Raw genomic sequence first — 12,988 nt, 5'->3', positions numbered from 1 at the left:
GGCTCGAGCGGCAATTGGTGCGTGGGTCGAATGTCGCGACGGAGGAGCCCGGGTCGACGCGTGCTCCCGGTCGGCTCGACCGGCAATTGATACGTGGTGTCTGGGTGGCACGCCCTGGTGGAAGTGGGGTCGACCGTCACGACCGTCAGCGCGGTGAGCAGATCACCACCGGGATGGTTCGGTCGGTCCAGGACTCGTAGTTCTCGAAGTCGGCGTACATCTCGACGAGTTTCGGCCACAGTTCGGCGCGTTCGGCGTCGTCGGCGGTACGCGCGACGAGGTCGTGGCGATCGCGGCCCACCTCGATGACCACCTCCGGGGTGGTCTGCAGGTTCAGGTACCACGCCGGATTGTGGGCAAGGCCGCCCTGCGACGCGACGACGATGAAATCGTCGCCGCGTCGCAGGTAGAGCAGTGGAGCCGTGCGGGGTTTGCCCGACTTGCGGCCGATGGTGGTCAGCAGACACACCGGTGCTGGTTTGCTGAACGCCGAGCCCACCCGCCACGTGCTGCCGATTCGCCCGCGGCTGGCGCGGTAGATAGCGGTGTTGAGGCGCGATCCCACCTTGATCACCTTCTGGACGACGGGTGAATCGAGCTGCCCTGGCCGGTCTTTGGGGAGCCCGGCCACCTCAGATCCGCTCGATGATGGTTCCGGTGGCCATGGCGCCGCCGGCGCACATGGTGATCAGCGCGGTCTGTCCGCCGGTGCGCTCGAGTTCATGCAGTGCGGTCGTGATCAGTCGGGCACCGGTGCTGCCGACGGGATGTCCGAGCGCAATGGCGCCGCCGTTGACGTTCACCTTGTCCATGTCGGCGTCGTGCACCCGTGCCCAGCTGAGCACCACTGACGCGAATGCCTCGTTGATCTCCACCAGGTCGATGTCCGACAGTGCCATACCTGCCTTCGACAAGACGCGCTCGGTGGCCTGTACCGGGCCGTCGAGGTGGAACCGAGGTTCCGCACCGACCAGCGCCTGCGCGCGGATCCGGGCCCGCGGGGTGAGGCCGAGCGCCCGGGCCCTGGCCTCGTCCATCAGCAGGACCGCGGCCGCGCCGTCGGAGATCTGCGACGACGTCCCGGCCGTGTGGATGCCGCCCTCGATCACCGGCTTGAGCGCGGCGAGCGACTCACGGGTGGTCTCGCGCAGCCCCTGATCGCGGGTGACGTCGAGGACGGTGCCGGTGAACTCACCCACCTTGGTGCGTTCAGGCGCCTTGACCGCGAGGATCTCACGGTCGAAACGCCGCTCGTCCCATGCCTGCTTGGCGCGTTGTTGGCTGCGCACGCCGAGTTCGTCGATGTCGTCACGGGTGATGCCGCGCCGACGGGCGATCCGTTCGGCTGCCTCGAACTGATTCGGCAGATCCACATTCCACGAGTCGGCGTGGTACGGGCCGGCGCCGGTGCCGACGTTGGCGCCGAGCGGCACTGTGCTCATCGTCTCGACGCCACAGGCGACGCCGACGTCGATGGTGTCGGTGGCGATCAGGCCGGCGATCAGATGATTGGCCTGCTGGGCCGAGCCGCACTGGCAGTCGATGGTGGTGGCCCCGGTCTGTTCGGGCAGCCCCGATGACAGCCAGGCCTTGCGGGTCACATTTCCCGCCTGCGATCCGGCCTGGGTGACGCAGCCGCCGATCGCCTGCTCCACGAGGTTCGGGTCGATCCCGGCCCGCTCGAGCAGCCCGCGCTGGGTGAGCCCGAGCAGCTCTTCCGCGTGCAGTCCGGACAGCCAACCGGCACGCTTGCCGATCGGTGTCCGTACGGCGTCGACGATCACCGGTACGCCCATATCCGTGTCCTCTCCGAGGTCTGAGTATCTCCTGCCAAATTAGAACAAGTTCTTGTTTTCGTCCAGGATGGACGTGGAAAAACGAGAACAGGTTCTCATCGTCATTCGGGCTCAGTGGGACGGTCGACCAGCTCGAAGAACGGCCCCCGAACTGGGGCGGACGTCCAGAAAAACCTAGAACGAGTTCTCGTCAATGGACATTGTCGGTGTGTACCGTAGGTCACAGATGAGACCGAACGCGCTTCTCATCTCAATGACGGTAGCGACAGGTGGTGTGATCAGTGGTGAGTACGGTCAACGTGCCCCGGGGGGTGTCGTCCGCCGACGCCGAGGAGGGGCTCGATTTCACAAAGCAGGAGGGGTGGGACTTCACCAACCCCGAGCTGTTGGAGAAGGGGATCCCGGTCCGGGAGTTCGCGCAGCTGCGTCGGACGGCGCCGGTCTGGTGGAACGCGCAGCGCCCCGGCAAGGGTGGTGGCTTCCACGACGGCGGCTATTGGGTGATCTCCAGGCATGCGCACATCCGCGAGATCTCGAAGAACAACGCCGATTGGGCCACGGCTCCCAACGGCGTGATCATGCGGTTCGACGACGACATGACCAAGGAGCAGCTGGACCTGACCAAGGCCCTGCTGATCAATCACGATCCGCCGGAGCACACCCGGTTGCGCAAGCTCGTCTCCAAGGCGTTCACCCCGCGTGCCGTGCAGGCCCTCGAGGAGAAGCTCGACTCGGCGGCACGCACCATCGTGCAGCGTGCGCTGGACGAGGGGTCCGGCGACTTCGTCCACGACGTCGCCGTCGACCTGCCGCTACTGGCGATCGCCGACCTGCTCGGTGTGCCGGAGGTGGACCGTACCAAGCTGTTCGACTGGTCGAACAGCATGATGAACTACGACGACCCGGACTTCACCGAGGATCCGCAGATGGCCTCGGCGGAGATCCTCGGCTACGGCTACACCATGGCCGAGTCCCGCAGGCAGAATCCGGTCGACGACATCGTCTCGGTCCTCGTCAACGCCGACATCGACGGCCAGTCGCTCGACGAGGCCGAGTTCGGCTTCTTCTTCATCCTGCTCACGGTGGCCGGCAACGAGACCACCCGTAATGCGATCACGCACGGAATGAACGCATTCCTCGAGCACCCCGACGCCTGGGATCTGTACAAGCGTGAGCGCCCGGCCACCGCGGTCGACGAGATCGTCCGCTGGGCCACCCCGGTCAACGCCTTCCAGCGCACCGCGAAGCGAGACACCCAGGTCGGTGGTGTCGACATCGCCGAAGGTCAGCGCGTGGGCCTGTTCTACGGTTCGGCGAACTACGACGACGAGGTGTTCGAGAACCCGTACACCTTCGACATCATGCGAGATCCCAACCCGCACGTGGGATTCGGTGGCAACGGTGCCCACTTCTGCGTCGGGGCCAACCTCGCACGGATGGAGATCAACCTGATGTTCAACGCGCTCGCCGACATCGTCCCCGACATCACCCGGCTCGAGCCGCCGCGCCGGCTGCGTCACGGCTGGATCAACGGGGTCAAGGAACTGCGGGTGGATTACGGGCCGCGATGACCACCACCAGCAGTGATACCCCGGCGTACCTGAACATCGACCGGGTCAACCATCCGGCGGTGCTCGCCGGGCGTCGATCGCGGGAGGCGGTCGAGGCCCGGGCCAAGCAGGCGTGGATCGACAACTTCGCCGACGACGCCACCGTCGAGGATCCGGTCGGGCCGTCGATGTTCGACGCAGAAGGAGTGGGATTCACAGGTAAACAACGGATCTCGGAGTTCTGGGATCTGTCGATCGGCACCACGGAGAAGATCGAGTTCGTCTTCGACGAGGAGATCATCTGCGGCAACGAGGTGGCCTATATCGGAACGATCGTGACCCATATCGCCGGGCACATCTCCGAGGCACGAGGGGTGTTCACCTACCGAGCCGACGCCGACGGCAAGCTGAGCGCACTGCGCGCCTTCTGGGAGGTGGAGAAGACCATCAACTCGGTCCGCAAGGCCTGAGGACGCTGCAGCAGCCAGGACGAGGGCTGAACTCACAAAGGTGTTGGCGCCTTTGTGAGTTCGGCCCTCGTCCTTGTCGTGTCCGCCGAACGGTGACGACCCGCACACTGTGACGTGCGGCCATGGCCTTGTCACACCGCAGGGTTCGCGTCAGGGTGGATACACGGCGATTGCGGTGCGGGGCCCCGTCCGCCGCGCGAGTCCGGCCCCGGATCTGGAAGGTGTGGACAATGAGGTCACTCGAACGCATACGGATCAACGCCGCGGCCCTCGGCTCGGCCAAACGTCACCGTGGAGACCTGTTCTCCTGGTTGAGGCGCCGACCCCAGATGCTCGCTGCCGTCGGTGTGTACGAGACCGCCGTCCTGCTGAGCAACAAGCTCGACCCGACCCTCAAGGATCTCGCCGAGCTCAAGGCCGCAGGACTGGTGAACTGCGAGTTCTGCCTCGACATCGGCTCGGCCATCGCCGGCCACTCGGGTGTCACAGCGCAGCAGATCCGCGACCTGCCGGTCTATCGGGACAGCGATGCCTTCACCGAACTGCAGAAACTCGTGATCGCGTTCGCCGAGGCCATGACGAGTACACCGGCGTCGTCGGAGACGCTCGCGGAACTGCGGGAGAAGCTGCTGGCGCGACTGAGCCGGGCGCAGGTCGCCGAACTCGCGACCACGGTGGCCTGGGAGAACCAGCGTGCCCGGCTCAATCAGGCACTCGGCGTGCGGCCCACCGGGATCTCCGACGGTGCGGCGTGCGCGGTGCCGGAGTGACCGGGGGTGATCGCCGAGCCCGATTCCCGAACATCAACTCTGGGGCTTGTCCACCCCGAGCAGCCACATCGAGAAGTACTGGGAGCCACCGCCGTATGCGTGGCCGACGGCCTTGCGGACGTCGCGCACCTGATGGGCTCCTGCTTTGCCCATGACCTGGATGGCGGCCTCGGCGAAGCGGATCATGCCCGACGCGCCGATCGGATTGGACGAGAGCACACCGCCGGAGGCATTGAACGGGATGCGTCCGCCGATCTCGGTCTCACCCGCCTCGGTGAGCTTCCAGCCCTCACCCTCCGGGGCGAATCCCAGATTCTCCAGCCACATCGGCTCGAACCACGAGAACGGCACGTAGATCTCGGCGGCGTCGATCTCCTCGATCGGGTTGTCGATGCCACCGGCCTTCCACAGCGCGGCCGCGGCGTCGCGACCGGCCTGCGGGTTCACCACATTGCGATGGGCGAAGGCCAACGGTTCGGTGCGCATTGCGGTCGCATGGATCCAGGCGACCTTCTCGCCGTCGGCGAGGGCGGCGTCGGCGACCGCCTCGTCGCCGATCACCACCGCGCACGCGCCATCCGACGACGGGCAGGTCTCGTCGTAGCGGATCGGGTCCCACAGCATCTGTGAGGCCAGCACGTCCTCGACCGTCTTGTCCGGTTGATGTAGGTGCGCAAGGGGATTGAGGGCGCCGTTGCGGCGGTCCTTGGCGGCGACGATCGCACCGATGTGTGCGGGTGCACCGGAGCGGCGGATGTAGGCCCGCACGTGCGGGGCGAAGAAGCCGCCCGCACCCGCACCGACCGGCTTGGTGAACGGCACCGGAAGCGACAGCGCCCACATGGCATTGGACTCCGACTGCTTCTCCCACGACACCGCCAGTACCCGACGGTGCACGCCGGCGAAGACCAGTGATGCCGCGACATTGGCGGTGGACCCGCCCACCGACCCAGCAGTGTGCACACGGATCATCCGTTTGCCCACCGCGCCGATCGCCTCGGCCATCGCCAGTTCCGGCATCATGGTGCCCTCGAACAGATCCGGGGCCTTGCCGATCACGATCGCGTCGATCTCGTCGATGTCCACCCGGGCGTCGGCGAGGGCGGCGTCGATGGCCTCCCGGCACATCCCGGCCATCGTGACATCGTGACGCTTGGCGACGTAGGTGGTCTGTCCGGTGCCCAGCACCGCCGCGCGATTGTGGTGTGCCATCAGTTCTCGTCCCCCAGGTGTGCTCGGTCGCCGAGCGTGACCACCATGTTCTGCTGCAAGAGCGGTCCGCTCGTGGCGTGGGCGACGGCGGTGGCTGCGTCGCCGTGCAGGATCTCGTGTGCGGCATACCCGATGCGCTGCAGTCCCGCCGAGAACAGCGAGTTACCCGCCAGGAGGCCGCCGGACGGATTGATCCGCACGGAGTCCGGCAGGTTCAGGGCCGTCCGCACGATCAGTTCCTGATGGGTGAACGGTGCGGCGATCTCGGCGACGTCGACCGCACGGCTCCGGCCACCGAAGGCGGCGTCTCCGGCGAGCACCGTCGACGGCGACACCGTCAGGTCCCGCGCACCGAAGTTCGGTGAGTCGATCCGATGATCCCACCCGGTGATGTAGGCCGGATTGGCGACGAGCTCCCTGGCCCGCCGTTCACTGGCGATGATCACCGCGGCGGCAGCGTCGGTGTACGGCGCGATGTCGTGCGGCCGAAGGGGATCGGCGATCGGCGCGGCGGTCAGCAGCTCGTCCACCGAACCCCCGCTCGCGCGCGCGGCGACCGCCGCCATGTCGGCCTCGGTCCAGGCGCCGGACTCGATACCGGCCCGCGCCTGCAGTGCGGCGAGGGAGGTGGCGCTCGGCCACAGCGGTGCCACCGTGTACGGATCGGTCTGCAGGGTCAGGGTGAGATCGGAGTTGCCGGCGGTGGCCTTGCCGAAGCCGTAGGCCAACGCCAGATCGACCTCACCGGTGGCGATCTTGACCCACGCCTCGTACAGCGCCCAGGCGCCGTCCATCTCGACGTGGGACTCGTTGATCGGCGGCATGGCGCCGATCGAGTCGATGGCGGAGATGAACGAGAACGCGCGTCCGGCAAGGTAGTCCGACGAACCACTGCACCAGAACTCGATGTCGGTGCGGGTGATGCCGAGTTCGGCGTAGAGCTTGGAAAAACACGGGATGAGCATCTCGACACCGTTGGTGGTGCCGTGTGTCCCGGCGACGTTCGGGCTGTGTGCGAACCCGACGATCGCGATCCTGGGAAGGGTCACGGGTACTCCTTGATCAGTGAGAGTGGTTCGCGGTCAGAGGAATTCGTGGAATGTCTCGTAATCGGCGTCGGGTTCGCCGGTGGGCCGAAAGTGGCTGATACTGCCCATCGACAGTTCGCGTTCCTCCTCGGGGGCCCACACGGCCTGCACCCGCATACCCATGCGGACCTCGTCGGCGGGGCAGTCGAGGATCAGATGCAGGAAGGGGATGTCTGAGCCGTCGAGCAGCACATACGCCGCGACGTACGGGGGGGTGATGCGTTGGCCCTGGAAGGGCACGTTGACGATGCAGAAGGTGGTGACGATACCGGTGTCGGGCAGTTCCACCCGCTCCACCGCGACGGCGCCGTCGGACGGACTGACCTGGCGCGGCGGGAAGTACACCCGGCCGGCGTCCACGCCGGTGCCGATCCGCGATCCGTACAGCTTGCCGTTGCGGAGGCCTTCGAGATACCAGGACTCCTCGGCGGTGGCCGAGTGCACGATCGAGGTGGTGATCGGTGTGGTGATGATGACGTGCTCGCCGTCGGGATGCTCGATCTCGTTGGGTGCGGCGGCAACCGGGGCGTCGCCGGTGGCGAAGTAGGCGATGTCGTCGATCCGTCCGGTCCGCGCCGCCCGCCACACCGCATGCACCCGCATCCCGGTGCCCATCTGCTCCGGGCCGTCCACCGACACCACGTGCAACAGTGCGGTGTCGGCGCCGTCGAGGCGGATCAGCGCCCACGCGAAGGCGGTGTCGAGGGGTTGTGCCGCAACGGGTTCGGGATTCCATGACCAGGTGGTGACGGTTCCGGTGGCGGCGACGTCGACCAGCTCGGTGGACAGTGAACCCGTCGTCGGGTCGAACTCCACCGGTGGCACCGCGACCGTGCCGTCCGAACCGCGGGAGCCGACGATCCGGCCGTCGCGCAGGCCCAGGGCGAACTGACTCAGGACCGGTCCCAGGGATCGCGTGTACCCGAAGGTGCTGGTCAGTGGGGCGGTGAGGACGGTGGTCTCGGGTTCCGGCACCGTGGCGACCGGGCTCGACGCCCCCCGGTCGGCGCTCGTTGTGCTGATGCTCACTCTTCGAGTAGAACACGTTCTAGTATTGATGACAAGGCGCATGTCACGGCCATTCCGCGAGAGAGACGAGGCGTAGTGAAACTTGCACTGCAACTGGGCTATTGGGGGGCGGACCCGATCGCAGAGGCTCCCGCTCTGGTGGCTGCGGCCGAGCTGAGCAGGTTCGACGCGGTGTTCACCGCCGAATCCTGGGGCTCGGATGCCTACACCCCGCTGGCGTGGTGGGGGGCCGCGACCGAGCGCGTACGGCTCGGCACCGCCGTCGCCCAGATCTCCGCCCGCCCACCGGCCGCGCTGGCCATGCATGCGCTGACCCTCGACCACCTCTCCGGCGGTCGGCACATCATCGGACTCGGGGTGTCGGGTCCGCAGGTTGTGGAGGGCTGGTACGGGCAACCCTTCACCAAACCGCTCGCGAGGACCCGGGAGTACGTCGACATCGTGCGGCAGGTGCTCGCCCGGCAGGCACCCGTGGTGAGCTCCGGGCCGCACTATCGGCTGCCGTACCCCGCCGACGCGCCCGGTTCCACCGGGCTCGGCAAGTCGCTCAAGCCGATCACCCATCCGTTGCGGGCCGACATCCCGATCTGGCTCGGTGCCGAAGGACCGAAGAATGTGGCCCAGACCGCCGAGATCGCCGACGGCTGGCTCGCCATCTTCTACAGTCTCTCGCTCGCCGACCGGTACGAGCAGTGGCTGGCCGAGGGCTTCGCCCGGCGGGGTGCGCGTCGCAGGCGCGACGACTTCGAGGTGGCCGCGGGTGCGCAGGTGGTGATCACCGACGACGTCGCTGCGGCGATCGACCGGTACCGGCCGTCGACGGCGCTGTATGTGGGTGGGATGGGCGCCGCGGGCAGGAACTTCCACGCCGAGCTGTACACGCGGATGGGATACGGCGACGAGGTGGCCGAGATCGGCCGGCTGTTCCTCGCCGGGAAGAAGGCCGAGGCCATCGCCGCGGTCCCCGACGAGATGGTGCGAGAGACCATGCTCGTCGGGACGGCCGAGGAGGTACGCGCCCAGATCAAGCAGTGGGAGGCCGCGGGTGTCGGCATGCTGATGGTCACCGCGCGCGAGGTCGCCACCATCGAGCAGCTGGCTGCGCTCGTCTGACATCCGGGCCAGACCCTCCACACTTGCGCAGACCCCCCGACCTCAGGTCGGAGGGTCTGCCGAAAAGTGGAGGGTCTGTGTGCGACCGGCGTTCACTCGCCGGTGAAGACCGGCTTCTGCTTGGTTGTGAACGCCGTGGGCCCCACCTTGGCGTCCTTCGACTGGAACACCTTGATGCCGATCGGCGCCTCGATCCGGAAAGCGTCGAGCTCGTGCATGCCCTCGGTCTCGCGGATGGTCCGCAGGATCGCCTGCACCGCGAGGGGGCCGTTGGCCGCGATGGTGCCGGCGAGTTCGAGGGCCTTGTCGAGTGCCGAGCCGTCGGGCACCACATGCCCGATCAGGCCGTATTCCTTGGCCTCCGCGGCGCTGATGTGCCGGCCGGTGAGCAGGATGTCGCAGGCGACGGTGTAGGGGATCTGCCGCACCAGGCGCACCGCACTGCCGCCGAGTGGGAACAAGCCCCACTTCGCTTCGGACACACCGAACTTCGCACTCTCGCCGGCCACGCGGATGTCGGTGCCCTGCAGGATCTCGGTGCCGCCGGCGATCGCCGGCCCCTCGACCGCGGCGATCAGCGGCTTGGTGAGGCGGCGACCCTTGAGCAGTGCGGGCAACGACGCCGGATCCCAGGTGCCCTGTTCGACCGTGTCGCCGGGTGCGTTGCGCGACATGGCCTTCAGGTCCATACCGGCACAGAATGCGCCGCCGGCACCGGTCAGGACGGCCACCCGGATGTCGGGATCGGAGTCGACCCGGTCCCAGGCCTCGGTCATGATCGCCATCATCTCCGATGACAACGCATTGCGGGCCTGCGGTCGGTTCATCGTGACGATCAGGACGTGATCGCGCTTCTCGATCAGGCAGTGTGGAGCGTGGTCGGTGGCGGATTCGGCGTCGGACGTCGTGGTCATCTCGCGGACCCCCGTGGGTGAAGTTGAGCGAATTCGGACAAACCCTTGTCCCAAACAGTAACACGTTCTAGTTTTGGGTCATGGCATTTCACATCGCCGACCTGATCGAGCATGCCGTCGACCTGGTTCCCGACCGGATCGCGCTCGAGACCGAGGGGCAGTCGGTGACCTATGCGGACGTCGAACGGCAGGCGAACGCGCTCACTCACGAGCTCCTGGAGCTCGGCGTCGAACCGGGGGATCGGGTAGGTCTGTACAGCAGGAACACCATCGAATGCGTGATCGCGATGATCGCGATCTTCAAGGCGCGCGCGGCGATGGTCAACGTCAACTACCGCTACGTCGAGGCCGAACTCGAGCACATCGTCGGCGACTCGCAGATGAGAGTACTCATCCACGAACGGCAGTACGGCGATCGCGTCGTGAACGTGTTACCGAACTGCCCGGATCTCGCCCACCTCATCGTGATCGACGACGGCACCGATGTGCCAGTACCCGACGGTGCGGTGCGGTACGACGACATCGTGGCGACACGCTCGAGCGTGCGCGACTTCGGGCCACGCTCCGACGACGACATCTACATGCTCTACACCGGCGGCACCACCGGGCGCCCCAAAGGCGTGGTCTGGCGTCAGGAGGACGTCTGGCGCGTCCTCGGCGGCGGCATCAACTTCTACACCGGCGAGCGTGTCACCGACGAGTGGCAGCAGGCCCGCGACGGGGCGAAAAGCGGTCAGCTGGTGCGCTTTCCGATCCCGCCATTCATCCACGGCGGTTCGCAGTGGGCGGTGTTCCAGGAACTGTTCGCCGGCGGCAAGACGGTCATCTACCCGGAGTTCGGTGGCCACCAGGCGTGGTCGATCGTCGAGAAGCACAAGGTCAACGTCGTCATGATCACCGGCGACGCGATGGCGCGGCCGATGGTGGAAGCACTCGAACAGGGTCACCCCGAGGGGCGACCGTACGACACGTCGAGCATGCTCTCACTCGCGTCGTCGGCGGCACTGTTCTCCGCCAGCGTCAAGGACCAGTACCTCGAGCTGCTGCCGAATCTGCTGATCTTCGATGCGATCGGATCGTCGGAGACGGGATTCAGCGGGATGTCGGCCGCGCAGAAGGGCACCTCGCATGTCGGCGCACCCCGCGTGACCGCAGACAAGGCCGCGGTGGTGCTACGGGAGGACGGGACCCGGGTGGAACCGGGCAGCGGTGAGGTCGGCGTCCTCGCCCGCTCGGGCCACATCCCGCTGCGCTATCACAACGATCCGGAGAAGACAGCCACGACCTTCAAGGAGTTCGACGGGATCCGCTACGCCCTCCCGGGCGACTTCGCGACGGTGGAGGCCGACGGCTCGATCACCATGCTCGGCCGCGGTTCCCAGTCGATCAACACCGGTGGTGAGAAGGTGTTCCCGGAGGAGGTCGAGGCCGCACTCAAGGCCCATCCCGACGTCTTCGACACCGTCGTCGTCGGTGTTCCCGACGAGCGCTACGGGCAACGGGTGGCGGCGGTCATCGCCGGGCGCGACGGTGCCCGGCCGAGCCTGTCGAGCCTGAACGAGGTGGCGCGCACCGCGATCGCCGGGTACAAGTGCCCGCGCAGCATCTGGTTCGTCGCCTCCATCAAGCGTTCACCGGCCGGAAAGCCGGACTACCGGTGGGGGAAGTCCGTCACCGAGTCCCGCGCGGCCGACGAAGTCCAGCAAGTCATCTCCGGAAGGTCCTGAAACACCATGGCAGCAGCGCGAATCCACACCGATCTGACCGAACGGTTCGGCATCGAGTACCCGATCTTCGGATTCACCCCCAGCCAGCACGTCGCGGCAGCGCTCAGTCGTGCCGGGGGACTGGGCGTCCTCGGATGCGTGCGGTTCAACGACCCCGACGAGCTCGACGAGGTACTCGAGTGGATGCACCAGAACACCGACGGCAAGCCCTTCGGGGTCGACGTGGTGATGCCGGCCAAGATCCCCACCGAGGGAACACAGGTCGATCTCGCCGCGATGATCCCGCCGGAGCACAAGGCCTTCGTCGAACGAGTGCTCGACGACCTCGGTGTGCCGCCGCTGCCCGACGGCGAGCGTGTCAACGCCGGTGTGCTCGGGTGGCTGCACTCGGTGGCCCGCTCGCATGTCGACGTCGCCATGGCCCACGCCGACAAGTACGGCCAGATCACGCTGATCGCCAATGCGCTGGGGTCGCCGCCGTCGGACGTGATCGCCACGTCGCACCAGCACGGCGTCGCGGTTGCTGCCCTCGCAGGCGCGAAAGACCATGCGCTGCACCATGTGGAGGCCGGTGTGGACATCGTCATCGCCCAGGGCTATGAAGGCGGCGGACACACCGGCGAGGTGACCTCCATGGTGTTGTGGCCCGAACTCGTCGACGCTGTCGGCGACACCGCACCCGTCCTCGCCGCCGGCGGAGTGGGCAGTGGGCGGCAGATGGCGGCCGCGATCGCCCTGGGCGCCCAAGGGGTCTGGATGGGTACGTACTGGCTGACCGCTGCGGAGTACCAGCTGGGTGTGCCCGAAGGGCATGAGGGGCCGTCGACGGTGCAGCAGGCGCTGCTCGCCGCGTCGTCACGGGACACCGTACGGCGTCGGATCTACTCCGGAAAGCCTGCGCGACTGCTCAAGACCCGTTGGACAGACGCCTGGGACGCCGACGGCGCGCCCGAACCGCTGCCGATGCCGCTACAGAACATCCTGGTGTCGGAGGCGCATGCCCGGATCTCGGCGTCTGACGACCCGGGCGTCGTCGCCATGCCCGCCGGGCAGATCGTCGGACGCTGCACGGCGATCACACCGGTCGCCGAGCTGATCGCCGACATGGTCAGCGAGTACGAGGAAGCGACCGCGCGAATGGGGAAGACGCTGGAAGCGTGAACCGGGGGTGCCCCATCGAAGTCTCTGGTGGGCTGCTCGGCCTCGAATGCGCGAGAGCATGATGCTCGCTCAGCGAGTGGCAGTGGGGTGACCGCGTCGGGGGTGGTTGCCGCCCGGCCTACGGTGCGGGGATTTCGACTCGGGTCCTCGCTTCGCTC

The 12,988-nt window shown here is 67.2% G+C and carries 12 protein-coding genes; 6 read left to right on the top strand and 6 right to left on the bottom strand.

Translation table 11 applies throughout. From position 1 onward, the window contains the following. Positions 1–145: 145 nt before the first annotated feature. A complete protein-coding gene (locus ACWDUA_RS20035; protein ID WP_449752756.1) occupies positions 146–631 on the bottom strand; it encodes a nitroreductase family deazaflavin-dependent oxidoreductase in 486 nt (161 codons plus the stop codon). Between the two features lies 1 nt (position 632). Further along, a complete protein-coding gene (locus ACWDUA_RS20030) occupies positions 633–1,796 on the bottom strand; it encodes a steroid 3-ketoacyl-CoA thiolase (RefSeq protein ID WP_449752755.1) in 1,164 nt (387 codons plus the stop codon). 284 nt (positions 1,797–2,080) lie between these two features. Here ACWDUA_RS20030 and ACWDUA_RS20025 point away from each other — a divergent pair, with 284 nt between their 5' ends. The 3 genes from ACWDUA_RS20025 (at position 2,081) to ACWDUA_RS20015 (ending at position 4,586) form a co-directional block, all read left to right on the top strand. Then, positions 2,081–3,367: a cytochrome P450 gene (locus ACWDUA_RS20025; protein WP_449752754.1), complete on the top strand. Its 1,287-nt coding sequence runs from the start codon at positions 2,081–2,083 to the stop codon at positions 3,365–3,367. Beyond that, positions 3,364–3,816: a nuclear transport factor 2 family protein gene (locus ACWDUA_RS20020; protein ID WP_449752753.1), complete on the top strand. Its 453-nt coding sequence runs from the start codon at positions 3,364–3,366 to the stop codon at positions 3,814–3,816. Before ACWDUA_RS20025 ends, ACWDUA_RS20020 begins: the two co-directional genes overlap by 4 nt. 230 nt (positions 3,817–4,046) lie before the next feature. Continuing rightward, positions 4,047–4,586 (top strand): carboxymuconolactone decarboxylase family protein, encoded by a 540-nt coding sequence (locus ACWDUA_RS20015; protein WP_449752752.1) that lies wholly within the window; start codon positions 4,047–4,049, stop codon positions 4,584–4,586. Between the two features lie 33 nt (positions 4,587–4,619). Here the strand turns inward: ACWDUA_RS20015 and ACWDUA_RS20010 are convergent, their stop codons facing one another. From ACWDUA_RS20010 to ACWDUA_RS20000, 3 genes are read right to left on the bottom strand one after another with little or no spacing between them, the layout of a single operon-like run. Then, positions 4,620–5,798, bottom strand: a complete 1,179-nt coding sequence (locus ACWDUA_RS20010; RefSeq protein WP_449752751.1) for a thiolase domain-containing protein — start codon at positions 5,796–5,798, stop codon at positions 4,620–4,622. Next, entirely contained in the window at positions 5,798–6,847 is a 1,050-nt protein-coding gene (locus ACWDUA_RS20005) for a thiolase domain-containing protein (RefSeq protein WP_449752750.1), read from the bottom strand. The genes ACWDUA_RS20010 and ACWDUA_RS20005 overlap by 1 nt, the downstream gene beginning before the upstream one ends. 33 nt (positions 6,848–6,880) lie before the next feature. Next, positions 6,881–7,915, bottom strand: a complete 1,035-nt coding sequence (locus ACWDUA_RS20000) for a Zn-ribbon domain-containing OB-fold protein (RefSeq protein ID WP_449752749.1) — start codon at positions 7,913–7,915, stop codon at positions 6,881–6,883. A gap of 75 nt (positions 7,916–7,990) precedes the next feature. Between ACWDUA_RS20000 and ACWDUA_RS19995 the strand changes: the two genes are divergently transcribed. Continuing rightward, complete coding sequence (locus ACWDUA_RS19995) at positions 7,991–9,028, top strand: LLM class F420-dependent oxidoreductase (protein WP_449752748.1); 1,038 nt, start codon at positions 7,991–7,993, stop codon at positions 9,026–9,028. Positions 9,029–9,120: 92 nt separating this feature from the next. On the opposite strand, the gene ACWDUA_RS19990 is transcribed toward ACWDUA_RS19995, so the two are convergent. Then, positions 9,121–9,942, bottom strand: a complete 822-nt coding sequence (locus ACWDUA_RS19990; RefSeq protein WP_449752747.1) for a crotonase/enoyl-CoA hydratase family protein — start codon at positions 9,940–9,942, stop codon at positions 9,121–9,123. Between the two features lie 80 nt (positions 9,943–10,022). Between ACWDUA_RS19990 and ACWDUA_RS19985 the strand changes: the two genes are divergently transcribed. Further along, entirely contained in the window at positions 10,023–11,669 is a 1,647-nt protein-coding gene (locus tag ACWDUA_RS19985; protein WP_449752746.1) for an acyl-CoA synthetase, read from the top strand. A 21-nt stretch (positions 11,670–11,690) separates the two neighbouring features. After that, entirely contained in the window at positions 11,691–12,830 is a 1,140-nt protein-coding gene (locus tag ACWDUA_RS19980) for an NAD(P)H-dependent flavin oxidoreductase (RefSeq protein ID WP_449752775.1), read from the top strand. Positions 12,831–12,988: the final 158 nt, after the last annotated feature.

The organism is Gordonia sp. NPDC003376, assembly GCF_053589235.1.
The sequence above is the reverse complement of the archived record's forward strand: the minus strand, read 5'-3'. Positions and strand labels throughout refer to the sequence as shown.